Genomic DNA, 21939 nt, shown 5'->3' on the forward strand with positions numbered 1-21939 from the left:
GCACGCCTCCAGCCGTGCCCGCCCGGGGTGTGGACTACTTGTTCACCTCGGACAGCCGGACGATGTGGATGTCGGTGTCGTCGGAGACGCCCCCCTCCTCCAGAGGCTTCTCCTCCTCTTCCTCCACGATGACCCGCACGTCCTCCTGCGGCGAGACCGGGGGCGCGACCGCGTCCGGGACGAGCGGCCCGGCCGCCGACTCGGTCCGCATGAGGTCGCCGAGCACCGAGCTGATCTCGGTCAGCCGCCGCACGACCTCCGTGTGCGTGTTGGTCAGATATTCGACCCGCCGCCCGGTCTGCTCGTCGAGCGCGGCGGTGCGCTGCTGCGCGGAGGCCAGCATCGACTCCGAATCGCTCCGGGCGCCCGTCACCAGCTGCTCGGCCTGCGCGTTGGCGGCCTGCAGGATCTGCTCCGACTCCGACTGGGCGGCCGTGACCAGCCGCTCGGACTCGGCGCGCGAGTCGCGCAGCAGGTCCTCGGCCTCGGTGCGGGCGGCCGCGAGCTGCTCCTCCGCGTCCGAGCCCGCCTGGGCCAGCATCCGCTCCGCCGCCTGCGTGGCCTCGTTCACGCGCCGCTCCGCCTCCGCCTGGGCGGAGGTGAGGATCTTGTCGGCGGTCTCGCGGGACGACGTCAGCAGCCGGTCGGCCTCCGACTTGGCCGCGTCGCGGACGCTGGCTGCCTCGGCCTCGGCGTCCTCCCGCTTGGCCGCCGCCTCCTCCTCGCCGAGCCGGAGGATCTGGGCGAGTCTCGGGCTCAGGTCGTCGTAGCTCTGCGGCGCCTCGACCATGCGCCGCCTGGCCTCCGCGAGCTCGATGCGGCCCTGCTCTGCCTGGTCGATGGCCCGGGCCAGCCGCTCTTCCAGATCCCTTACCTGGTTGCGGGTACGGATCATGTAGTCGTGAACCTGACGGCGGTTGTAGCCGCGCATCACGACCTCGAAGGTGTCCTCTTGCATCAGATCGGGAATGCTCTCGTGCTGGTTCATCATGGGGGTTACCTAAGGGTGGTTTGCGTGAGGCGGGGGAAAATTGCGGGTTGTGAGGGTCTGACAACGAGACGTCAGGAAACGACTTTCCTGCCATCTGCCCACGTCCGCAACCGGAACGCCACAGCCGGACGGGGAATTACGATGGCTCGGATGTACATCGCATCGTTGGATAACGGGGCAGTCCCGGACATACACCCTGAGGCTTTCATAGCCCCTGGCGCCGTCGTGGTCGGCAGCGTGCGAGTGGGCCGGGCGTCCAGCATCTGGTACGGCTCCGTTCTCCGAGGGGACGACGAGCGGATCGAGATCGGCGAGGAGTGCAACGTACAGGATCTGAGCTGCTTGCACGCCGATCCCGGCGAGCCGGCGGTCCTGGAGGACCGGGTCAGCCTGGGCCACAAGGCCATGGTCCACGGCGCCCATGTGGAGACCGGCGCGCTGATCGGCATCGGCGCGATCGTGCTGGGCGGCGCCCGCGTCGGCGCGGGCACCCTGGTGGCCGCCGGCGCGCTCGTCGGACCGGGCAAGAAGATCCCGTCGGGCGTGCTGGTGGCCGGTATACCCGGAAAAATCGTACGCGAACTCACCGACGAGGACCGGGCGTCCTTCGCCCGCACGCCGGACAACTACATGGCCAAGGCGCTCAGGCACCGGCAGGCGTCATCGCTTTGATCAGGACCTCGTCCGACACCGAGGCGGTGTTGAGCGCGTCCGCGTACTCGGGCAGCTCAGGGCGTAAAAACCGGACGAAGTCGACGGTCAGCTTCAGGTCGGGCACGCCCTTGACCAGTTTGGCGTTGGCCTTGGTCGCGTCCTTCTTGAGCAGGTTGTAGCTGTCCCAGTCGGTGTAGGCGGTGATGCCCCACTGGAGCACGTCGGGGAGGTTGGACGGCCAGCGCCGGCCGACCTTCCACTTGCCGCCGTCCTCCCTGTAGAGCGCGACGAAGACGCGGCCCACCCGGCCGAGCGCCAGGTCCACCCAGCCGGTCTTGACGGCCAGCTCCTGCGGTTTGGAGCTGCCGTCCTGGGTGTACTTCACCTCGACCTGGCCGCTCTTGTCGGCCGTGCCGGTGGTGACCGACACCCAGTTGGGCTTGGCGTACGAGCCGGGCTGGCGGGCCATCAGGCCCCCGAGCGAGAACTTCCGCTTGGGCTGCCCGCCCTTCTTGCCCTCCACCTTGACCCTGGCGTACATGAGGACGTCGCCCGCCAGCTCCTGGTACACGAAGGGGCCGCGGAAGCCGTCGAACCAGGCCGAGGTCCTGGGCTCCAGATACAGGGAGCCCTTCACGGTCTTGTTGATGTCGAGCTTGCCGATCCGGTCGACGTCCTTCTCCGTCTCGCTCAGCTTGGTCCACATGGACATGTCCGTCGCGTTCTGGAACTCCGTGGACGCCTCGCCCACCTCACCGCCGGGCTCCGGCGCCGTGGCCTTGTCCAGTGTGAGCACCCCTGGCCCCGTCGGGGACGGCTGCGCCGTCGTGGCCGTACCGCAAGCGGAGAGCGCGCCGACCACCGCCAGCACCCCTGCAACCTTCGCCCTCATAACGGTCATTGTGCCGTGAAATGCCGATGGATGATTTGGACGGTCCCAGTACGATGGCGCCCGTGCGACCCTGGGATGCGTTCACCTCCGCCGAGGCGGAGGTCCGGGCGATGGTCGCGGACCCGCGCTGGCAAGGGCTTTCCGTCCCCGATCGGGCCCACGTACTGGCCGCCAGAATACTTGTGACCCCAGATGGCGACAGATGGCTCTACGGGGTGCACGCGCGCTGGCATCTGCACGATCCGGCCGACGGCCGCTGGCACCTCGCGCCGCCTCCTAGGGGCAGCCGGGCGCGCCAGGTGCAGCATCCGGCCGCGGTGCTGCCGGACGACGTGGTCCCGTACGGGCCCGACTTCCACGCCGAGCCCGGCTCCACCCAGGCGTTCATCGGCCCGGACGTCTCCGAGAGCCTCACCGAGCGCCTGAGGGTGCTGCTGCGGTCCAGCGGGCTCAAGTCGGAGCTGGACTACCCGCTGACGGCCTTCGACGAGATCTTCGGCTCCGACGTGCCGAGCACGGTGGCGGCCGTCTGGGGCGCGATCATGTGGTGCGCGTACGCGCCCGCGTTCGACGGCAACGAGCGGCTGATCACGGTGTTCGGCGAATACCTGCGCCGCCCGCTGCCCGGCGACGAGTGGGTGCGCTGGCTGCCCGCGCCGCCGCTGCTCGACCTCGCCGCGCTCGTCGCCGAGCGGCAGCGGGCAGGGCGGCCGCGGGCCGCGCTCAGGCTCGCCGCCACCATGGCGGACGCGGCCCAGATCCTGATGTCCGACAGGCGCTTCAGGCCGCGGGCGCTCGCCCTGCTGACGATGGTCGAGCCCATGCTGCGCCGGCCGGGGCTCGACGACGCCCGCACCGACGCCGAGGCCCTGCGGGCGGCCTGGCTGGAGCGCTGCCCGCCGCGGCTGTGCCGGGCCCTGCTCGTCGAGAACGACCTGGAGGCGGACTTCTCGCACGCCGTCTACGACCTGGTCGAGGCGCTGGCCTTCATGCCCGACCCGCCCATGGCCGCCGCCACGTTCCTGGCCGACCTGTCGGACTCCAAGGGGCAGTTGCCGGCCCGGCTGGACCACCGGCTCAGGCGCGCGTACGAGGAGCTGGAGCGCGCCGGCCTGACCGGCACCTCGGCGGGCGAGTCGACCGAGCCGGACGGCTTCCCCGTGCCCGGCCAGGTGCTGACCAAGCCCGCGGCGGCGCTGGAGATCGCGCCGCCGGACCGGGAGAGCACCGCCGCCGTGCTCGGGGCCGCGTACGCGACGGGGCTGGCGTGGGGCAGGCTGACGGGGGCCAAGGTGCCGGAGCGGGGGCTGGCCGGGCAGACGGCGCTCGTGCGCAGACTCATCCACGAACGCGACGACAACCACACAGACCACACCTAAACCACAAATATCGTTATTTAACCCTTACTTCGCCTATATGGTTCTAACGCTCAGGTAACAGGCAATTCTCCGAATTGTGATCTCGGATTCGGGAAATGATCGCCACGGGCCCCGCGGTTCGGAAAGGAATGACTCCGATGGGCCATGTTGCCTGAAGGGTCTCCGCCGTAACCTCGTAGAGGGTGTGGGCTGCGGAAGGAAGGACGACGCGGTGGGGCACGATGACCTGGACTCTCGGGTCCACGACCGTGTCGCGTTGGACGAGATTGCGCTCTACGCCGAGGTGCTCACGGCCGTGGCTGTCAGCGAGCGGCGGCTGACCTTGGACGAACTCGACGACGCGCTCGGATTGCGGACTTCGGCGAGCCGCTGAAGGATCAACTCGATTACTAGCCCCGGAGACCTAGTTAGAAGGTTTCCGGGGTTTCCCATAACTAGTTAATCCCTCGGTAGGTCCTCCTTCTGAAGGAGGACCGCCGGGTCTATGAGCGGACGAGGCGCGCGATGGCCGCCGAGGCCTCCTTGACCTTCGCGTCGGCCTCCGGCCCGCCAGTGTTGATCGCGTCCGCCACGCAGTGGGAGATGTGCTCCTCCAGCAGCCCCAGCGCCACCGCCTGGAGCGCCCGCGTGGCCGCGGAGACCTGGGTGAGCACGTCGATGCAGTAGGCGTCGTCATCGACCATGCGCTGCAGGCCCCTGATCTGACCCTCGATCCGCCTGAGACGCGTCAGATATGCCTGCTTGTCTCCGCTGTACCCATGCATGCTTCTAAGGTACCCGTAACGGGTGGGGGGTGCCCGGGTCGTTCAGCGCAGGTCGCCGATGAGCTTTTCCCACTGCTCGGCCACCTCTCCGGCCGCATGGCGCACCGCGGTGTCCAGGGCGCCCGCCGCGAGCGAGCGCCGCCTGCGCTCGTCGTCGATCAGCGCCAGCAGGGCCGCCGCGAACAGCTCCAGGTCGCCCTCGGCCTCCGGCACCAGCACCCCGTTGTAGCCCGTCGCCACGAACTCCCGCGGCCCCCTGGCCCCGTCGAAGGCCACCACGGGCACCCCGCAGCCCATGGCCTCCAGCACCGCCATGCCGAGGTCCTCGGTGAGCGAGGTGCTGGCCACGATCGACGCCTTGGCGAACTCGCCCGCCAGGTCGGGCGTCGTGCCCATGAAGTAGACGTGGTTGTGCAGGCTGAGCTCGCGGACCAGCGCGCGCAGCCGCCGCTCCTCCGGCCCGCCGCCGTACAGGCGCAGCCGCCAGTCGGGGCGCTTGTCCGCCACGATCGCGAACGCCTTGATCAGCCGGTCGTACGCCTTGACCGGCACCCACCGGCCGCCGGCGGCCACGATGCGGTTGTCCATCCGCGAGCGCGGCCACGGCCCGTCGGGCAGCGCGTCCAGCACAGAGGCCACAGGGGGCCCGTCGGTGAGGAGCTTGCTCCACTCCTCCTGGGCCGACTCCGTGGCCGTCACGACGGCGTTCAGGCGCGGATAGAAGCGTTTCACCGGCCCGGGGACGGCCGGCCGCCCCCACTCCCTGGCGATCTTCAGGGTCTCGCGGGGAGCGTGCCTCGCGGCCTGGACGCCGAGCCCCGGCCGCGTCGTGATCAGCACGTCGGACTTGAGGTTGCGCAGCAGCCGCCACAGCGCCACCTCCGCGCGGACCTGCCCGCGCGGGAACAGGTGCCTGATGCCCGGCCTGGAGTCGATCAGGCTGCGCATGGTCACCTTGGGCCCGACGGGGAAGAACGGCTTCTCCTTCTGCCGCCGGACGCTGATCACCTCGACGTCGTGCCGGTCGGACAGGGCGGTGGCGAGGTTCAGCGTGGCGCGGACGTCGCCTCTCATCGCGTACGCGGAGGCGAGGACCAGGCTCACCTTCATCCGCCCACCTCGATCCGCAGCTCGTCGTCGGCGGTGTAGCAGGGCCTGATGGGGACGCCGTCGACCGTGGCGGAGGGATAGTGCAGCCGGCGTCTCTTGCCGTCGACGTCGTCGAGCCGCGAGCCCAGCTTGAGCGGCGTGGGCACGCCTTCGACCTCCAGCGCGGGCTCCCAGGTGCCGGAGCTCTCCGCGGCGTCGGGATCGGCGCCCACCACGTCCACGAGCGACACCGCGGCGTGGAAGCGCACGCCCTGCACGGTGGCGGTGGCCGACAGCCGCGCGCTGGTCTGCCTGCGGTCCAGTCTCAGCACGGCCTCATGGCGGGAGTCGTCGTCCTCGAGCCCGGTGTACGCCAGCAGGCCCATCACCTCGAAGCGCCCCTCCCTGAACCAGATCGAGCGGACCTCGGCCACCGGCTCGGCGTCGGAGATCTTCAGCGCCAGGAAGCCGTTGCGCGTGCGGTAGGAGCGGTAGGCGAGGGTCCGCCGGCACAGGGCGTACGCGTCGAGGTGGTCGAGGGAGAAGCCCGGATCGACGCTGCGCAGCCGGCTGCGCTTGCCCTCCCGACGCAGGTAGGCGTCCCAGCGCCCGGCGCTGAGCTCCAGCGGCGCGAGCGAGACCGCGACCGTGGCCTCGCGCGCCCGAGCGCCAGGCGTGCCGAGCCGCACGTCGCGTTCCACCCCCGTGGTGCGATGCCTGAGCACGAGTTCGGTGCCGTCTTCCAGTGGTGCGTCGATGGCGAGCCGGAGGGCGAGGACGTCGGCCAGAGTGACTTCGGCGTCCGTGACGACGACGCCCATCACGAGCCCCCTCCCCGTCGAATAGAGCCATGCGACGTTGAGGTTACCGTGATTTTCCCGTTATGTGGATGCCGGATTTCGTGCACGTGACCCCCTGACGTGCGGAACTCCTCCACAGACGCTGTGAAGGAGTCCGACAAAAGGTGGTCAGGAAGCGCCCTTGACCGATTTGATCAACAGCTGCGCCACGTCCACGACTTCCAGCGACTCCTTGGCCTCGCCGTTGTTCTTCTTCTCGTTGATCGCGTCGCCGAGCATCACCATGCAGAACGGGCAGGCGGTGGAGACGGTGTCGGGGTTGGTGGTCAGCGCCTCGTCCACGCGTTCGGTGTTGATGCGCTTGCCGATGCGCTCCTCCATCCACATGCGCGCGCCACCGGCGCCGCAGCAGAACCCGCGGTCCTTGTGGCGGTGCATCTCCTGGGTCTGCACGCCCGGCACCTTGGACATGATGTCGCGGGGCTGGGAGTAGACCTTGTTGTGGCGGCCGAGGAAGCAGGGGTCATGGTAGGTGATCTTCTCCTCGATCGGGGTGATCGGGGTGAGCAGGCCCTCGTCCACCAGCTTCGACAGCAGCTGCGTGTGGTGCACCACCTCGTACGTGCCGCCGAGCTGCGGATACTCGTTGGCCAGGGTGTTGAAGCAGTGGGGGCAGGTGGCGACGATCTTCTTGACGCCGGCCTCGTTGAGGGTCTCGATGTTCTGCTGGGCGAGCATGTTGAACAGGTATTCCATGCCCAGGCGGCGGGCCGGGTCGCCGGTGCACGCCTCCATCGGGCCGAGCACCGCGAACTTCACGCCCGCGATGTGCAGCAGCTCCGCCACGGCCTTGGTGGTCTTCTTGGCCCGGTCCTCGAGCGCGCCCGCGCAGCCCACCCAGAACAGGTATTCGGCGTCCTCGGGCATCTTGTCCTCGACGACCTCGACCTCGAAGTCGAGCTCCTCGATCCAGTCGGCCCGCTTCATCTCGGACATGCCCCACGGGTTGCCCTTGTTCTCCAGGTTCTTCACCATCACCCCCGCCTCGGACGGGAACGACGACTCCACCATCACCTGGTAGCGGCGCATGTCGAGGATGTGGTCGATGTGCTCGATGTCCACCGGGCACTGCTCGACGCAGGCGCCGCAGTTGGTGCACGACCAGAGCACGTCGGGGTGGATCACGCCGTCCTCGCCGACCAGCGGCTTTTCCAGCAGCGCGAGCACGTCGGTGTCCTTGTGCTCGACGCCCTGCTGGGCGGCCAGCAGGTACGGGGCCACCTTGAAGGCGTGGTCACGCTGGTCGAGGATGAGCATCTTCGGCGAGAGCGGCTTGTCGGTGTTCCACGCCGGGCACTGCGACTGGCAGCGGCCGCACTCCGTACAGGAGTAGAAGTCCAGGAAGCCCTTCCACGTGGTGTCGGCGATCTTGCCGCGGCCGAGCTTCTCCGGGTCGAGGTCCTCGTCCTCGAAATCGACGACCTTGCCGGCCACCCGCATCTCCGGCGCGCCGCCCAGGCCGTCGGGACGGCGCGAGAAGAGCACGTTGAGCGGCGCGGTGAAGATGTGCAGGTGCTTGGAGTTCACCACGATGACCAGGAACACCAGCATGAAGCCGATGTGCAGCAGCAGCGCGATCTCCTCCAGCAGGGCGCTGTCCGGCAGCACGTCGCCGAGCGCGAGCGAGACGAACGCGCCGGAGGAGTAGGGGAAGTTGCCGTTGGCCGCCGACGCGCCCCTGGCCAGGAACAGCGTCCAGATGATGTTGAAGATCATGAACAGGACGAGCCACGCGCCGCCGAGGTGGGAGCCGGAGAAGCGGGAGCGGCGGCCGAGCTTGTCGGGGGAGTTCTTGATCCGGATGGCCGCGAAGGCGATCAGGCCGAGCACGCAGGCGACCGCGATGAAGTCCTGCAGGAAGCCGAGCACGGCCCAGGTGCCGATCAGCGGGATGTGGAAGTCGGGCGTCCCGGTGATCGCGCCCTGGATGATCGCGCCGTACGCCTCGATGTAGACGGTCAGCAGGATGAAGAACGCCCACATGACGAAGAAGTGCGCGACGCCGGACGGCGTCCACTTCAGCAGCTTCTTCTGCCCGAACACCTCGACCAGCTGCGCCTTCGCCTCATCGGCCGCGTGGGTCTTGGCGTAGTCGATCCGCTCGGGCGCGGGCGGCCCCACGGTCGCCAGCTTGAACAGGAACAGCGCCCTGCGGCCGGCGACGGCCACCGCGAGGACGGTCATCACGAGCCCGATGATGGCTACCCAGAGCACAGGGTCCTCCCACAGAACGACGTTGGCTGCCAGCGTACGGTCACCCGTCGCACAGACCGCTACCCGCATCCTACCCGCGAGTAACATTTCCGGCGTACGCGACATACCCTATGGTCATCGCCTTGTGCAGAACAATGCTCTAGCCTTCGAAGTACCTCTGGATGGTCGGCGCGAGCAACTCCACGAGCTCGTCGTGACCGGCGCTCGCCATCGGCTCCAGCCTGATCACGTAACGGGCCATGACCATGCCGAACATCTGCGCGAACGCCGCCTCGATCCGCAGGTGCGGCACCTTCATCCGTTCGGCCACCTGGAAGAGCAGCGCGTTCGTGAAGAACTCGCGGACCATCGTGACGGCCTGCTCGTTGGTCATGGCCGAGCGGATCAGCGCCAGCATCGGCTCGCGTGTCTCCGGTGAGGCGGTGACCTGCAGGAGCATGCGTACGAGCCGCTCGCCGACCTCCTCGCGCGGACCTTCCACCAACACCCGGACGATGTTCTCGGGAGAGAACGGCAGCCGCATGGCCGCCGCGAACATGCCCTCCTTCGTCTCGAAGTAGTGGTGCACGAGGGCGGGGTCGACCTTCGCCTCGCGGGCGATGCCGCGCACGGTGGCCTTGTCGAACCCCTTCTCCGCGAACACCTTCCTGGCCGCCGTGAGGATCTCCCCGCGCGTGTCAGCCGACCCCGGCCTGCGCCCGGGCCGCTTCTTGTCCGTGCTCATGGCCTCCGCTCCGCAGAGGCGGCTCGGTCGCCGTGCAGCCGCCGCCTTCCCTCGTCGCTCTGGTCGCTCCGCTCCCGCCGCTCCTCAGTCCAAGCGACGGCGCTCCCTCGCCCGCTCATGGCCTCCGCTCCGCAGAGGCGGCTCGGTCGCCGTGCAGCCGCCGCCTTCCCTCGTCGCTCTGGTCGCTCCGCTCCCGCCGCTCCTCAGTCCAGGCGACGGCGCTCCCTCGCGTCACCTGCCCACCGCCAGGTACACGCGCATGGGGACGGAGAGCACGCCTTCGGGGAACTCCCTGCGAAGCTCGGCCCGCTGCCGCTCGACCAGCTCGCCGGCGAACTCAGGGGGCAGGGCCGCCATGTAGGAGTGGGAGCGCAGGCCGAGCAGGAAGTCCTCGATGCCGACCAGCCGGGTCCAGGGGATCCAGCGTTCCTCGATCACCTCGAAGGCGGCGGCGATGGGCGGCGCCGACCACTGCTCGACCGCCGGCCCGTAGTAGGAGGGCACCGCCTCCGCCAGGCGGGCCTCGTAGGCGGCCAGCCAGCCGGCCTGGGCCGCGTGATTGAAGTTCCAGCAGCCCACGATGGCCCCCTCGGGCCGCAGCACCCGCCGGGCCTCGGCGATCGACGCCACGGGGTCGAGCCAGTGCCACGACTGCGCGTACGTCACCAGATCGGCCACGCCGTCGGCCAGCGGCAGCGCGTTGCCGTCGGCCAGCACGGCAGCGACGGAGGGCGTCCCGCTCTCCGTCCGGGAGACCAGGCGGGCCAGCATCTCCGCGCCCGGGTCGACCGCGATGACGTGGGAGCCGCGCGCCCTCAGCGCGCGCGTCATGATGCCGGTGCCCGCGCCGACGTCCACCGTGGTGGCGCCGTCGAGGTCGACGCCGGTCACCTCGGCCAGCGCGCGGTACATCTCGTCGGGATAGTGGGGCCGGCCCGCGTCGTACGCGTCGGCCACCCGCTCGAACATCCTGCCCAGACCCCTGATCGGCCCTGTGTTCATGAAGTCGCCGCCAGATGCAGCCGGGCGAACGCCAGCGCCTCCGCCAGGTCGTCGATCCGCTCGGTGCGGCTGGCCGCCTTGCGGGTGTTGATCTCCAGCACCACCAGCCCCGAGTAGCCGGTGTTGGCCAGGCGCTCCAGCATCGGGGCGCACGGCTGGTTGCCCCTGCCGGGCACGAGGTGCTCGTCCTTGTTGGTCACCCCGAGGCCGTCGGCCAGGTGGAGGTGCGCCAGCCGGTCGCCGAGCTTGACGGCCATCTCCATGGCGTCGGAGCCGGACACGGCCGTGTGCGACAGGTCGAGCGTGACCTGCGGGAAGTCGTAGTCGATCGGGTTCCAGTCGGGCGAGTAGGGCACCACGTCGTTGCCCCTGGCCTTCAGAGGGAACATGTTCTCGACCGCGAACGTGACGTCGGTCTCGTCACGCATCCTGGCCAGCCCCGTCTCGAACTCGCGGGCATAGTCGCGCTGCCAGCGGAACGGCGGGTGGACCACGACCGTCGCGGCGCCCAGCCGTTCGGCGGCCTTCTGCGCCTTGACCAGTTTGGCCCAGGGATCGCGGCCCCAGACTCGCTGGGTGACCAGCAGACAGGGCGCGTGGATGGCCAGCACCGGGACCTTGTAGTGGTCGGACAGCCGCTCGATCACGTCGATGTCCTGGCTCACGGGGTCTGCGCCCACCATGATCTCGACACCGTCGTAACCCAGGCGCGCGGCCAGCTCGAACGCGTCGGGAGTGCGTTCCGGATATACCGAAGCCGTGGACAATGCGATCTTCGCATTGGGCACGCGGATGACATCAGCCACGCTGCCAGCCTAAGCCGGTGGAGCCGTTCTGGCGCGAAAGCCCCTTTGGTGAGCCGCGTACGGCGGCTGGCTTAACTTTGGGGCATGCCACGGATAGCGAAAGGTGCGATCCCGAGCCCGAACATCTGGAACACCCCCCAGATCTACGAGCTGGAGAACCGCGCCGTCGACCCCCAAGGCGCGGCCGACGCGGCGATGCGCGCCCTGCGCCCCTGGAACGGCGCCACCGTGCTCGACGTGGGCTGCGGCACCGGGTTCCACCTGCCCGCGCTGGCGTCCGAGGCCGCGCAGGTGATCGGTGTGGAGCCGCACGGCGACCTGGCCGCGCTCGCCGTGCGCCGCTGCGCCGCGCTGGCCAACGTGACCGTCCACGCCGCCGCGGCCCAGGACCTGCCGCTGCCCGACGCGAGCGTGGACGTGGCCATCGCGCGCTGGGCGTACTTCTTCGGCCCCGGCTGCGAGCCGGGCCTGCGCGAGCTGACCCGGGTGGTACGCCGCGGCGGCGCGGCCTTCGTCCTCGACCTCGACGCCACGCGGGGGGCGTTCGGCCGCTGGTTCTCGCGTACGGTGCCGACGTACTCCGTCCGTGAGGTCGAGTCGTTCTGGGACCGGCAGGGCTGGCAGCGGCGGCCGCTGGACCTCAGGATGGTCTTCGAGCGGCGGGCGGAGCTGGAGGCGGTGCTGCGCATCGAGTTCACGCCCGAGGTGGCCGAGCAGGCCATCGCCGAGACGCCCGGCCTGGAACTCCCCTACCCGAACGTGCTGCGCTGGCGCTACTACTGAATTCATGGCCTCCACTCCGTGGAGGCGGGCTCGGTCGCTGGGGAGCCGCCGCCTTCCCTCGCCGCTTGACATTGACGTCGGTGTCAACGTTTACCGTGAAGGCATGCGCATCGGAGAGTTGGCGGAACGTACGGGGGTGAGCACCCGCTCACTTCGCTATTACGAGCAGCACGGCCTGCTCAGAGCCCGTCGCGGGTCCAACGGCTACCGTGACTACAGCGAGGACGACGTCAGGCTGGTGTCCGAGATCCGGGCGCTGCTCAGCATCGGGTTCACGCTGGAGGACACCCGGCCGTTCATCGACTGCCTGCGCCGGGGGCACAGCACGGGAGGCTCGTGCGCGGAGTCGGTCGAGGTCTACGAGCGCAAGCTCAACGAGATCGACGAGGAGATCCGCGTCCTGCTCGCCCGCCGTGCCGAGGTCGCCGCCCAGCTCGCGCAATCGTGCCCAGGTTGCTTCGTAAGGGGATAGACATGATCACGTTGACCACCGAGAACTTCGAGGAGCAGGTGCTCAAGAGCGACAAGCCGGTGCTGGTCGAGTTCTGGGCCGAGTGGTGCGGCCCGTGCCGCATGGTGGCGCCGGTGCTGGACCAGATCGAGGCTGAGCACGGGCTGACCATCGGCAAGCTCAACACCGACGAGAACCCCGAGACCATGGCCCGTTACGGCGTGATGGGCATCCCGACGATGCTGCTGTTCGAGAACGGCGAGCCGGTCAAGCAGATCGTCGGCGCCAAGCCCAAGCGCATGCTGGTCTCCGAGCTGGGCCTGGCGTAACGCGGGGGCTCCCCTTCGAGCCGGGACTGGCGTGGCGCCGGGGGCTTCCCCTTCGTGCCGGGATTGTCGTGGCGTGGAAGGCTCCGCCTTCGAGCCGGAACTGGCGTGGCGCCCGGGGCGCGTACCTGTCGAGGATTGTCGGCGCGTCCCGCTAGCCTGCTCGACATGGCCAAGACTGCCCAGAAGCCTGGATACCGCTGCGCCGAGTGCGGCTGGCGCACCACCAAGTGGGTGGGCAGGTGCGGCGAGTGCCAGGCGTGGGGCACGGTCGAGGAGGAGGGCGCGCGCGCCGGCGCCAATGTCGTCCAGGCCGGCGCCATCACCTCGCCCGCGGTGCCGATCGGGCAGGTCAAGGCCGAGGTGGCGACCGCGCGCACGACCGGCGTGGGCGAGCTCGACCGGGTGCTCGGCGGCGGCCTGGTGCCGGGGGCGGTGGTGCTGCTCGCGGGCGAGCCGGGCATCGGCAAGTCCACGCTCCTGCTCGAGGCCGCGGCCCGCATCGCCGAGCGCGAGACGGTCCTCTACGTGACGGGCGAGGAGTCGGCGGCCCAGGTGCGGCTGCGGGCCGACCGCATCGGCGCGATCCGCGACCGCCTCTTCCTCGCGGCCGAGACCGAGCTGTCGGCCCTGATCGCCCACGTGGAGAAGGTCGAGCCCACGCTGCTGGTGGTCGACTCGGTGCAGACGATCGGCTCGGCGCAGGCCACCGGCGTGCCCGGCGGGGTGACGCAGGTGCGCGAGGTGGCCGCCAACCTGGTCCGCCTGGCCAAGGAGCGCAACATGGCCACCGTGCTGGTCGGCCATGTCACCAAGGAGGGCTCGATCGCGGGCCCGCGCACGCTGGAGCACCTCGTCGACGTCGTGCTCAACTTCGAGGGCGACCGCCACTCCAGGTTGCGCATGGTGCGCGCGATCAAAAACCGGTTCGGGCCGACCGACGAGGTCGGCTGCTTCGACCTGCACGAGCGCGGCATCGAGGGCATCACCGACCCGAGCGGCCTGTTCGTCTCGCGGCGCAGCGAGCCGGTGGCCGGCACCTGCGTCACCGTCACGGTCGAGGGCACCCGCCCGCTTCCCGCCGAGGTCCAGGCCCTGGTCGCGCGCACCGAGGCGCAGCAGCCCAGGCGCACGTCGTCGGGCCTCGACACCTACCGCGTGCAGATGATCCTCGCGGTGCTGGAGCGCCGGCTCAACGCCCGGCTGGGCGGCTGCGACGTGTTCACCGCGACCGTGGGCGGCATCAAGCTGGCCGACCCAGCCGTCGACCTGTCGGTCATGCTCGCCGTCGCGAGCGCCGCCGGCGACAAGCCGCTGCCGCCGGGCCTGGTGGCGCTCGGCGAGGTGGGCCTGGCCGGCGAGCTGCGCCCGGTCAAGGACGTGCGCAGGAGGCTGACGGAGGCGGCCAGGCTCGGTTTCAAGCGGGCCCTCGTGCCGACCGGATCGCTCGAAGAAGCCGGCCGCAAGCGTAACGGACAGCGTGCTCTGGTGCCTGTGGGGCCGGTGGCGTTCGCGCCCGGGTTCGAGGTGGTGCAGGCGGAGAACGTCTGGGACGCCCTCACGCACGTGACCTAGCGCGGCTAAGCTGAGCGTGACCGATCGACACGGGGGTCAGGTGGATAGGAGTCTGGACGACCGCCGTCGCGAGGCCTTGGCCGCGGTGGCCCCGGGCACGCCTCTGCGCGACGGCCTGGAGCGGATCCTGCGCGGGCAGACCGGCGGGCTGATCGTGCTCGGCTACAACAGGGTCGTCGAGGAGCTGTGCAGCGGCGGCTTCGAGCTCGACGTCGACTTCTCCGCCACCAGGCTGCGCGAGCTGGCCAAGATGGACGGCGCCATCGTGCTGAGCGGCGACCACAAGATCGTACGCGCCGCCGTGCACCTGGTGCCCGACCCGTCCATCCCCACCGACGAGTCCGGCACCCGCCACCGCACCGCGCAGCGCGTGGCCCGGCAGACCGGCCTGCCCATCATCGCCATCAGCAAGTCGATGCGCATCATCGCCCTCTACCTCGACGGCATCCGCTACGTGCTGGAGGAGTCGGCGGCCATCCTCTCCAAGGCCAACCAGGCCCTGGCCACCCTAGAGCGCTACAAGCACCGCCTCGACGAGGTCTCCGGCACCCTGTCGGCCCTGGAGATCGAGGACCTGGTCACGGTCCGAGACGTGTCCGCGGTGGCCCAGCGGCTGGAGATGGTCCGCAGGATCTCCGACGAGATCAAGGGCTACGTGGTGGAGCTGGGCACTGACGGCCGCCTGCTGTCCCTGCAGCTGGACGAGCTGGTGGCGGGGGTCGACTCGGAGCGGGAGCTGGTCATCCGCGACTACCTCCCCGCTCCCTCGGGCCGCCGCCAGCGGCGCCTGGTCGAGGCGATGCACGACCTCGACCAGCTGTCGGGCAGCGAGCTGCTCGACCTCACGGCCGTCGCCCACGTCATGGGCCACTCCGGCGCCGACAAGCTGGAGAGCCCGGTCAGCCCCCGCGGCTTCCGCCTGCTCGCCAAGGTCCCCCGCCTCCCGGCCACGGTGGTCGACCGCCTGGTCAACCATTTCGGCGGCCTGCAGAAGCTGCTGGCGGCGAGCATCGACGACCTGCAGGCGGTGGGCGGGGTCGGCGAGTCACGCGCCCGCAGCGTCCGCGAGGGCCTCTCCCGCCTCGCCGAGTCCTCCATCCTGGAGCGCTACGTCTGAGGCCCCGGACCGGGATGCGGCAGGGGCGCCACGCGCCATCTGACTCCTCGGGCATCGCCTCCCGGCGGCTCCGTCCCTCCAGCTCCGCAAAGGCGCGGACGTGCTTGTCGCCCTCTCGCGCTCCGCCGGACGCATCACCCGATGACGAGCCGGCCAGGGAGACCTTCTCGCACATCCACGCCTGGGATGCGGGGCCTGGTGCCGCATCAGGCGACGTTCGCCTTGTTGCCGGCTGACGGTGTCAGCCCGTGCTGAGTGGCGCGGATTATTCGGCGTCGAGCTGGTGATCGGCCCAGACGTAGCTTTCGGGGAGCAAATCGGTGACGAGGACCGTTCGGATGCGGTCGCCTTGGCCGACGATCACCTTGAGGGCGGGGAAGTAGTCGAGAAGGACCTGGCGGCAGCGGCCGCACGGGGGGACGACGCCTCGGTCGCGGTCGCCCACGGCGACGATCGTGTCCAGGTCGTAGGCGCCCTGGGCGGCCGCCGCGCCGATGAGTACCAGCTCGGCGCAGGGTCCTCCCGTGAAGTGGTAGGCGTTCATCGCGGTGATGATCCGGCCGTCCCGGGCACGGGCCGCGGCTGCCATGGTGTGGTTGTCACCCTGGCAGCGAGTGCGGGCCACGTGCGCGGCGGCCTGGATGAGTTCGTGGTCGACGGGGTGGGTCTGCGTGGTCATTCTCTCCCCCTTCGTCAGGTGCCAGGCGACGAGGGCGTGTCGGGTCAGTTGCAGAGCAATGGCCCTCCGACGCGGCCCTAGTTGACCCTGAGGCAGTCCTGCTTGGCCATCACGAGGCTCATCTCTACCACTTCGCCCTTGCGCTCGTTGAAGAGGTAGTACGCCTTCTTGTTGCCGGGCACGGTGGCCGCGGGGTAGCCGCCCGGGCCGCGCCGCAGCTTGGGGTAGGAGGCCTTGAGCTGCGCGCTGGTGGAGCCGATGCCGATGCCCTGAGGGGTCCTGGCGCCGGGGGGTGCGACGATCACGACCACGCCGAGCTTCTTCGAGATGTACATCCCCACGCGGTACTCGGGGTACTGGCTCTCCTTGAGGTCCCACGTCGTGCACCTGGCGGAGTCTCCGCCGGGCTTGTGCACGATCCTCCCGGTCGCCTTCGCCTTCGCGGCGGTCATCCCGAGCCTCAGGTTGCCGTACCCGAGCGGCCCGAAGGCCGGCTTGCGCCCGGCGGCGGACGCGGACGCGACACCGACCGGCACCAAGCTCGCGGCCAGCACCGCCACCAGAACCGAACGGCCGATCGTCTGCCTCATAACGACTCCTCCATGATCACATGACCGGCTCACTCTACTGTGAGTCCGGATCATGAGTGGAGAAATCACGACATATGCGCTGGTCTCCTCAGCGGAGGTGGAAGACGCCCTTGACGGTGCGGAGCTGGCCCATGCGCACGGTGGCCACGTACGTGCCGGGCAGCGCGGCGGTCGGCGTCGAACGGCAGTCGGCGCTGGAGCGGTGCCGATCCCACACCAGGGAGCGGACGTACGGCACCCCGCGCTGCAGCTCCTTGACCTCCGAGCCCACCCCGCTGACGCAGTCGGCGGTGGACCAGATGCGGTCGGCGCCCGACGTGATGCGGATCTCCATGGCGCGCGGTCCCACGTCGGCGGTGCACATCACGGAGCCCGTGTTCACCAGGGTGATCATGAACGTGGGCCGGCTGTCGCCCGTGTAGATCGGCTCCCTGCCGCCCTGCATGCTCAGCACGAGGTCCTGCTCGGTACAGGGGTCGCCGGGGTGCCTGGGGAGCGCCGCGGGGGTCGGCCGGGGGGCGGACGAGGACGGGGACGGGCTGGCCGTGCCCATCGCGAGCGTACGCAGGCCCGCCAGCAGGGGATCGACGGCGGGTGTCGCACTCGGTGACGATTTCGCACTGGACGTGCGTTCCGGCCCGCTGCTCCCGCTGGAGCACGCCCACGCCACGACGGCCACCACGACGAGCACCGCCACCAGCACGCTCATCCGGCGCCGCCAGTAGACGTCACCGCCGTCGCCGCGCATAGTATCCGGATCCATAGGCACAGGATGGTAGCCATGCGGCTACAACAAGTGACGACACGCCGAGAGGCCCTCTTCTCCGAATACGCTTGACCGCGTGGTTGAGCCGAACCTCCTGCACGCCCCCGTTCTGGACTGGTACGAGGACAACGCCCGAGACCTCCCGTGGCGCGCCCCCGACGCGACCCCGTGGGGCGTGCTGGTGAGCGAGATCATGCTCCAGCAGACCCCGGTCGTACGCGTCCTGCCCATCTGGCACGAGTGGATGGACCGCTGGCCCACCCCCGCGGCGCTGGCCGCCCAGCAGCCGGGAGAGGCCGTACGCCACTGGGGGCGGCTCGGCTACCCGCGCCGGGCGCTGCGCCTGCACGCCTGCGCCAAGGCCATCACCGAGGAGCACGGCGGCGAGGTGCCGTCCGATCACGAGACCCTGCTGTCCCTGCCCGGCATCGGCGAATACACCGCCGCCGCGGTCGCCAGCTTCGCCTACGGCGGCCGCCACGCCGTCCTGGACACCAATGTCCGGCGGGTCTTCGCCAGGGCCGTACGCGCGGAGGAATACCCTCCCACGGCCACCTCAGCGGCCGAGCGGCGGCTGGCGGAGGCCCTCCTGCCCGAGCTGGGCGCGGCCCGCTGGGGCGTGGCCGTGATGGAGCTGGGCGCCCTCGTCTGCACGGCCCGCGCCCCGCGCTGCGCCGACTGCCCGATCACCCACGTGTGCGCCTGGCGCCTGGCGGGCAAGCCGCCGCACGCCGGCCCCGCGCGCAAGGGCCAGACGTACGCGGGCACCGACCGGCAGTGCCGGGGCCGCCTGCTGGAGGTGCTGCGGAAGGCCCACGGCCCCGTCCCCAAGGCGGCTCTGGACGTGGTGTGGGACGACGCCGTCCAGCGCGAGCGCGCCCTCGACGGCCTGATCGCCGACGGCCTGGCCGAGCACCTGGACGACGGCACCTACCGCCTCCCTCACGCGACCACCTGACCCAGGACGGCGCCTAACCACCTCCCCCACGGGCCACCTGATCCAGAACGGCGCCTAACCACCTCCCCCACGGGCCACCTGACCCAGAACGGCGCCTAACCGCCTCCCCCCTGGGACCATCTGCCCCAGAGCGGCACCTCGCCTCCCCCATGGGACTACCTGACCCAGAGCGGCACGATGCGCTCCGCATCCTTGGGCGCCAGGTCGCAGGCGTCCGGCTCCGACACCCCGTCCGGGTTGTAGGCCCGCGCCCCGGCGGGCGCTGCCACGATGGACACGAACCCGCGCTCCGGGTCCGCGAACATCTGGCGGCTCACGTCCGCCGGCAGCACCATGGTGTCCCCCGGGCCCACCTCGAACCGCTCGCCGCCCAGCTCGACGACGGCGGTCCCGTCGAGCCAGGTCCACACCAGCTCGACGTCGAACGCGTGCACCGGCCCCACCATGCCCGGCTTGGCGTCCACCCGCCACACGGCCTGCCCCGCCCCGCCCTGGGTCGGAGAGGCGAGCGTGGTCATGACGCCGTTGGGCGTCTCGGTCTTGCGGGAATCGGCGGCCATGACAACAGACATCGATGAACTCCTTTAAGATGGGCAACTACGTTGTCTATATAGTTAACCAGGTTGTCCATCATGTCAAGCCAAGGCTTCGAACTTCCGCTGCGCCTGCTGCTCGCGTTCAGGGTGCTGATCGACGAGCTCCACGCCGAGCTCGCCCGGCAGGGGCATCCCGACATACGGCCCATGCACGGGTTCGTCATGCAGGCGATCGGCCCGGGCGGCACCACGGCCGTCGAACTGGGCCGCACGCTCGGGGTGTCCAAACAGGCGGCGGGCAAGACCATCGACACCCTGGAACGCATCGGCTACGTCGAACGGACCACCGATCCCCACGACACCAGACGCAAGATCGTCCGGCTCACCCCGTACGGGATGGACGCCCTGAACCGGTCGGCCCGCATCTTCGACACGCTGCGCGCCCGCTGGGCCGCCGAACTCGGCGAGGACCGCCTGCAGGCCCTGGAGTCGGACCTACGCAGGATGACCCCTGCCGATCTCTGGCGCCTGGACACCCCGGGCTGGTTCGGCGGCCTCTGACGCCCCCCGCCCCCGCCGACCCACCGCCCCGCGCCGGTCGGACACCCCAGCGACGGCACTGCCCTACCGGCTCGGCAGCCGCCGAACACGACCTGCCCAGGCTTCTTAGCAGCTCTCAGAGCGGCGCTGAGGCGGGTGCCGCCCATGGACAGGGCTCAGACGGCGGGCGCTCAGGCGCCGCCGAGACGAACGGCGCTCAAGCGACCGGCACCCAGACGGACGGCGTTGAGACGGACGGCGTTGAGGCGGACGGCGTTGAGGCGGACGACGCCTGGAGACGGCGCTCAGACGGGCGGTGCTCAGACGGGCGGTGCTCAGACGGGCGGCGCTCAGCCTGGTCCCCACGCGCCCCGAGCGGCACTGCTAAGCCTGGGCGGTGTTAAGCCCAGGCGGCGCTCGTCCCGATCGGTGCGCCAGCCCGGGCGGTGCCCAGACCGGCTGTCAGGCGGCCAGCTGGAGGCCCAGGCTGGTCAGGTTCGTACGGGCCCAGGCCAGCTCTTCGGCCAGCAGCGACACCAGAGCCCCCGGCCCCTTGGCGCGTCCCGGCACGGTCAGGTTGTGCGTCTCGACCTCGATGTGCGCACTGCCGCTCACCGCGCCCGACAGCATGGCCGTCAGCGTGTCGTGCAGTACGGCCCCCGTGCTCGGCGTCTCCCCCGTGTGGTTGTGCACGTGCCCCAGCTTGACCACCGGCGCGCCGGCCTCGGCCAGCCCCTTCAGGGCCGCACCCGGCTCCTCGGCCCCGCAGGCGAGGTGGCAGGCGTCCAGGCACACGCCCAGGTGCTCGGAGTCGATGCCGCCGACCCGCTCAAGGGCCTGCTCGGTCGTCTCCAGCACGCACCCGGGCCACGGCTCGAACCCGACCCTGATGGTCTTCCCCGTCACGCTGTAGATGCCGCGCAGCTCGCGCGCCAAGCGCTCCAGCCGGCGGGTGGCGATCGAGTGCAGGTCGGCCGGCCAGTCGCGGCGCCACCCGATCGGGATCGTCGAGATGCTCCCGAACCGCACGTCCTCCGGCAGCAGGAACGCCAGAATCTTGGCCAGGGCCTTGGTGTAGCGGTAACGCTCGGGCTTGGCCCAGTCGGGGCCTGGGACCTCCTGGTTGCGGCCGCCGGTGCCGTTGAGGCTCACGACCTCCAGGCCGCGCTCCTCCAGGGAGCGGCGCAGCCGTACGAGCTCGATACGGTCGGCCGTGAGATGGTCGGCGACGCTCGGCGAGAGCCACAACCCGATGCCCATCCGCTCCACGCCCAGCCGCTTGCGCACCGGAACCGCGTAGCGGGTCAGGTGGGCGATCAGGTTCTCCAGGTCCTCGGCAGGGTGGATGCCCGCGTTGTAGGCGAGGTGAACGAGCGTTCCGTCATTGTGACGCAGGCGCATCGGTTTCCTCCACGGCTTGCTCTTTGTGTTCCGTCGCCCGCCTTGGACGATGCTGACCCTTGAGAGCATGGCTGCTCGTTCGGGGGTCACGCGTCCGCCCAGAGTTGATTTCGCGCTACTCCCCAGGGAGCAGGCCTCAGCCTAGGAACACGATCTTGTGATTCGCTTGGATGCGACTTGGCGATGCTCTACGCAGTGTAGTACTACTCGCGGTGGCGGCACACCCGGTACCCCAACAATTACGCAACGACCGAGTGGGACCACCGCGCCGACTGCCCTTCACCCCCGACCGGAGCCGAGGTTCCCAGGGAGAACCGGGCCTGACGCGAACACCGCCGCTACGACACGAGCCCACGGCTGGAACCGGAGCCGCTGCCCCCAGCCACATGGAACGTGTAGCGGGCTCAGCGACGTGGAGATCAAAGGATGCCAGACGGCGAAGCGCCCGGGGACCGGTAAGCGCCACTTCAGCGGCGGGATACGCGACGAGCCGAGACCCACGGCCGGTAGGCGCAGCCGCCGCCCCAGCCGCCGGGGAGCTCACAAGCTGGAAATGGAAAACCCCCGTGTGAGGGATTCACACGGGGGTTTTCGGGATCCGTCAGTGCTGGATCGGGGCCGCGATGGCGGCGGCCGAGTCGGGGACCTTGGAGGCGGACTCGCCCTTGAAGATGAACTTGGCGTTGTCGCCTTCACCCTCGATGGTCACCTTGACGACCTGCCCCGGCCGGAGCTCGCCGTACAGGATCTTCTCCGACAGCGAGTCCTCGAGCTCTCGCTGGATCGTACGGCGGAGCGGACGGGCGCCCATGACCGGGTCGTAGCCCCGGTCGGCCAGCAGC

The 21939-nt window shown here is 70.1% G+C and carries 23 protein-coding genes and 1 pseudogene; 9 read left to right on the forward strand and 15 right to left on the reverse strand.

Annotated elements, in window-relative coordinates:
* Positions 1–34: 34 nt before the first annotated feature.
* Positions 35–991, reverse strand: a complete 957-nt coding sequence (locus tag ACFKCF_RS60300; protein WP_394506357.1) for a hypothetical protein — start codon at positions 989–991, stop codon at positions 35–37.
* A gap of 150 nt (positions 992–1141) precedes the next feature.
* Between ACFKCF_RS60300 and ACFKCF_RS60305 the strand changes: the two genes are divergently transcribed.
* On the forward strand, positions 1142–1663 hold the full coding sequence (locus tag ACFKCF_RS60305) for a gamma carbonic anhydrase family protein (RefSeq protein ID WP_394506359.1): 522 nt from the start codon (positions 1142–1144) through the stop codon (positions 1661–1663).
* Here ACFKCF_RS60305 and ACFKCF_RS60310 read toward each other — a convergent pair.
* The gene (locus ACFKCF_RS60310) at positions 1635–2537 is read right to left on the reverse strand and encodes a hypothetical protein (RefSeq protein ID WP_394506361.1); all 903 of its coding nucleotides are present in this window, start codon (positions 2535–2537) and stop codon (positions 1635–1637) included. The genes ACFKCF_RS60305 and ACFKCF_RS60310 overlap by 29 nt on opposite strands.
* Before the next feature lie 53 nt (positions 2538–2590).
* Here ACFKCF_RS60310 and ACFKCF_RS60315 point away from each other — a divergent pair, with 53 nt between their 5' ends.
* Positions 2591–3916 (forward strand): hypothetical protein, encoded by a 1326-nt coding sequence (locus ACFKCF_RS60315; RefSeq protein WP_394506363.1) that lies wholly within the window; start codon positions 2591–2593, stop codon positions 3914–3916.
* A 482-nt stretch (positions 3917–4398) separates the two neighbouring features.
* On the opposite strand, the gene ACFKCF_RS60320 is transcribed toward ACFKCF_RS60315, so the two are convergent.
* The 7 genes from ACFKCF_RS60320 to ACFKCF_RS60350 all read right to left on the reverse strand — a co-directional run bounded on the left by ACFKCF_RS60320 (position 4399) and on the right by ACFKCF_RS60350 (position 11375).
* Complete coding sequence (locus ACFKCF_RS60320) at positions 4399–4680, reverse strand: metal-sensitive transcriptional regulator (RefSeq protein WP_394506365.1); 282 nt, start codon at positions 4678–4680, stop codon at positions 4399–4401.
* A 42-nt stretch (positions 4681–4722) separates the two neighbouring features.
* Entirely contained in the window at positions 4723–5790 is a 1068-nt protein-coding gene (locus ACFKCF_RS60325; protein ID WP_394506366.1) for a glycosyltransferase, read from the reverse strand.
* On the reverse strand, positions 5787–6590 hold the full coding sequence (locus ACFKCF_RS60330) for a hypothetical protein (RefSeq protein WP_394506368.1): 804 nt from the start codon (positions 6588–6590) through the stop codon (positions 5787–5789). Before ACFKCF_RS60330 ends, ACFKCF_RS60325 begins: the two co-directional genes overlap by 4 nt.
* Positions 6591–6737: 147 nt before the next feature.
* Positions 6738–8843 carry a (Fe-S)-binding protein gene (locus ACFKCF_RS60335; protein ID WP_394506370.1) on the reverse strand — a complete coding sequence of 702 codons (2106 nt, stop codon included), beginning with the start codon at positions 8841–8843 and terminating at the stop codon, positions 6738–6740.
* Positions 8844–8982: 139 nt separating this feature from the next.
* A complete protein-coding gene (locus ACFKCF_RS60340; protein WP_394506372.1) occupies positions 8983–9567 on the reverse strand; it encodes a TetR family transcriptional regulator in 585 nt (194 codons plus the stop codon).
* Between the two features lie 231 nt (positions 9568–9798).
* Positions 9799–10569, reverse strand: coding sequence for a class I SAM-dependent methyltransferase (locus tag ACFKCF_RS60345; RefSeq protein ID WP_394506374.1), 771 nt, complete (start codon positions 10567–10569; stop codon positions 9799–9801).
* Entirely contained in the window at positions 10566–11375 is an 810-nt protein-coding gene (locus ACFKCF_RS60350) for a sugar phosphate isomerase/epimerase family protein (protein ID WP_394506376.1), read from the reverse strand. The genes ACFKCF_RS60345 and ACFKCF_RS60350 overlap by 4 nt, the downstream gene beginning before the upstream one ends.
* Before the next feature lie 84 nt (positions 11376–11459).
* On the opposite strand from ACFKCF_RS60350, the gene ACFKCF_RS60355 reads away from it, so the two are divergent.
* From ACFKCF_RS60355 to disA, 5 genes are all read left to right on the forward strand, one after another.
* The gene (locus ACFKCF_RS60355) at positions 11460–12158 is read left to right on the forward strand and encodes a class I SAM-dependent methyltransferase (RefSeq protein WP_394506378.1); all 699 of its coding nucleotides are present in this window, start codon (positions 11460–11462) and stop codon (positions 12156–12158) included.
* A gap of 103 nt (positions 12159–12261) precedes the next feature.
* Positions 12262–12630 carry a MerR family transcriptional regulator gene (locus ACFKCF_RS60360; RefSeq protein WP_394506379.1) on the forward strand — a complete coding sequence of 123 codons (369 nt, stop codon included), beginning with the start codon at positions 12262–12264 and terminating at the stop codon, positions 12628–12630.
* Between the two features lie 2 nt (positions 12631–12632).
* The gene (gene trxA / locus ACFKCF_RS60365; protein ID WP_357738041.1) at positions 12633–12938 is read left to right on the forward strand and encodes a thioredoxin; all 306 of its coding nucleotides are present in this window, start codon (positions 12633–12635) and stop codon (positions 12936–12938) included.
* A gap of 165 nt (positions 12939–13103) precedes the next feature.
* On the forward strand, positions 13104–14510 hold the full coding sequence (radA, locus tag ACFKCF_RS60370; protein WP_394506381.1) for a DNA repair protein RadA: 1407 nt from the start codon (positions 13104–13106) through the stop codon (positions 14508–14510).
* 40 nt (positions 14511–14550) lie between these two features.
* On the forward strand, positions 14551–15627 hold the full coding sequence (gene disA, locus ACFKCF_RS60375) for a DNA integrity scanning diadenylate cyclase DisA (protein ID WP_394506383.1): 1077 nt from the start codon (positions 14551–14553) through the stop codon (positions 15625–15627).
* 265 nt (positions 15628–15892) lie between these two features.
* Here disA and ACFKCF_RS60380 read toward each other — a convergent pair whose 3' ends face one another.
* The 3 genes from ACFKCF_RS60380 to ACFKCF_RS60390 all read right to left on the reverse strand — a co-directional run bounded on the left by ACFKCF_RS60380 (position 15893) and on the right by ACFKCF_RS60390 (position 17659).
* Entirely contained in the window at positions 15893–16306 is a 414-nt protein-coding gene (locus tag ACFKCF_RS60380; protein ID WP_394506385.1) for a cytidine deaminase, read from the reverse strand.
* A 77-nt stretch (positions 16307–16383) separates the two neighbouring features.
* A complete protein-coding gene (locus tag ACFKCF_RS60385) occupies positions 16384–16896 on the reverse strand; it encodes a hypothetical protein (RefSeq protein WP_394506387.1) in 513 nt (170 codons plus the stop codon).
* A gap of 88 nt (positions 16897–16984) precedes the next feature.
* A complete protein-coding gene (locus ACFKCF_RS60390) occupies positions 16985–17659 on the reverse strand; it encodes a hypothetical protein (RefSeq protein WP_394506389.1) in 675 nt (224 codons plus the stop codon).
* 79 nt (positions 17660–17738) lie between these two features.
* On the opposite strand from ACFKCF_RS60390, the gene ACFKCF_RS60395 reads away from it, so the two are divergent.
* Positions 17739–18620: an A/G-specific adenine glycosylase gene (locus tag ACFKCF_RS60395; RefSeq protein WP_394506391.1), complete on the forward strand. Its 882-nt coding sequence runs from the start codon at positions 17739–17741 to the stop codon at positions 18618–18620.
* A 155-nt stretch (positions 18621–18775) separates the two neighbouring features.
* Here ACFKCF_RS60395 and ACFKCF_RS60400 read toward each other — a convergent pair whose 3' ends face one another.
* Positions 18776–19192: a cupin domain-containing protein gene (locus ACFKCF_RS60400; protein WP_394506392.1), complete on the reverse strand. Its 417-nt coding sequence runs from the start codon at positions 19190–19192 to the stop codon at positions 18776–18778.
* 60 nt (positions 19193–19252) lie between these two features.
* Between ACFKCF_RS60400 and ACFKCF_RS60405 the strand changes: the two genes are divergently transcribed.
* Positions 19253–19717, forward strand: coding sequence for a MarR family winged helix-turn-helix transcriptional regulator (locus ACFKCF_RS60405; protein WP_394506394.1), 465 nt, complete (start codon positions 19253–19255; stop codon positions 19715–19717).
* Positions 19718–20158: 441 nt separating this feature from the next.
* On the opposite strand, the gene ACFKCF_RS60410 is transcribed toward ACFKCF_RS60405, so the two are convergent.
* Together ACFKCF_RS60410 and ACFKCF_RS60415 are read right to left on the reverse strand one after the other, a co-directional pair.
* Positions 20159–21097, reverse strand: coding sequence for a TIM barrel protein (locus ACFKCF_RS60410; RefSeq protein WP_394506395.1), 939 nt, complete (start codon positions 21095–21097; stop codon positions 20159–20161).
* 601 nt (positions 21098–21698) lie between these two features.
* A pseudogene (locus ACFKCF_RS60415) lies at positions 21699–21939 on the reverse strand (ATP-dependent Clp protease ATP-binding subunit ClpC); the annotation flags it as partial.

This window comes from Nonomuraea sp. JJY05, from assembly GCF_043496855.1.
In the GTDB taxonomy this organism is placed as follows: Bacteria; Actinomycetota; Actinomycetes; order Streptosporangiales; family Streptosporangiaceae; genus Nonomuraea.

Coding starts and splice junctions, on each gene's coding strand:
- radA (WP_394506381.1), top strand. CDS start 13,104: ATGGCCAAGACTGCCCAGAAGCCTGGATACCGCTGCGCCGAGTGCGGC.
- ACFKCF_RS60310 (WP_394506361.1), bottom strand. CDS start 2,537: ATGAGGGCGAAGGTTGCAGGGGTGCTGGCGGTGGTCGGCGCGCTCTCC.
- ACFKCF_RS60410 (WP_394506395.1), bottom strand. CDS start 21,097: ATGCGCCTGCGTCACAATGACGGAACGCTCGTTCACCTCGCCTACAAC.
- ACFKCF_RS60405 (WP_394506394.1), top strand. CDS start 19,253: ATGTCAAGCCAAGGCTTCGAACTTCCGCTGCGCCTGCTGCTCGCGTTC.
- trxA (WP_357738041.1), top strand. CDS start 12,633: ATGATCACGTTGACCACCGAGAACTTCGAGGAGCAGGTGCTCAAGAGC.
- ACFKCF_RS60345 (WP_394506374.1), bottom strand. CDS start 10,569: ATGAACACAGGGCCGATCAGGGGTCTGGGCAGGATGTTCGAGCGGGTG.
- ACFKCF_RS60340 (WP_394506372.1), bottom strand. CDS start 9,567: ATGAGCACGGACAAGAAGCGGCCCGGGCGCAGGCCGGGGTCGGCTGAC.
- ACFKCF_RS60380 (WP_394506385.1), bottom strand. CDS start 16,306: ATGACCACGCAGACCCACCCCGTCGACCACGAACTCATCCAGGCCGCC.
- ACFKCF_RS60300 (WP_394506357.1), bottom strand. CDS start 991: ATGATGAACCAGCACGAGAGCATTCCCGATCTGATGCAAGAGGACACC.
- ACFKCF_RS60315 (WP_394506363.1), top strand. CDS start 2,591: ATGGCGCCCGTGCGACCCTGGGATGCGTTCACCTCCGCCGAGGCGGAG.
- ACFKCF_RS60325 (WP_394506366.1), bottom strand. CDS start 5,790: ATGAAGGTGAGCCTGGTCCTCGCCTCCGCGTACGCGATGAGAGGCGAC.
- ACFKCF_RS60385 (WP_394506387.1), bottom strand. CDS start 16,896: ATGAGGCAGACGATCGGCCGTTCGGTTCTGGTGGCGGTGCTGGCCGCG.
- ACFKCF_RS60355 (WP_394506378.1), top strand. CDS start 11,460: ATGCCACGGATAGCGAAAGGTGCGATCCCGAGCCCGAACATCTGGAAC.
- ACFKCF_RS60360 (WP_394506379.1), top strand. CDS start 12,262: ATGCGCATCGGAGAGTTGGCGGAACGTACGGGGGTGAGCACCCGCTCA.
- ACFKCF_RS60390 (WP_394506389.1), bottom strand. CDS start 17,659: ATGGATCCGGATACTATGCGCGGCGACGGCGGTGACGTCTACTGGCGG.
- ACFKCF_RS60320 (WP_394506365.1), bottom strand. CDS start 4,680: ATGCATGGGTACAGCGGAGACAAGCAGGCATATCTGACGCGTCTCAGG.
- ACFKCF_RS60400 (WP_394506392.1), bottom strand. CDS start 19,192: ATGTCTGTTGTCATGGCCGCCGATTCCCGCAAGACCGAGACGCCCAAC.
- ACFKCF_RS60330 (WP_394506368.1), bottom strand. CDS start 6,590: ATGGGCGTCGTCGTCACGGACGCCGAAGTCACTCTGGCCGACGTCCTC.
- ACFKCF_RS60305 (WP_394506359.1), top strand. CDS start 1,142: ATGTACATCGCATCGTTGGATAACGGGGCAGTCCCGGACATACACCCT.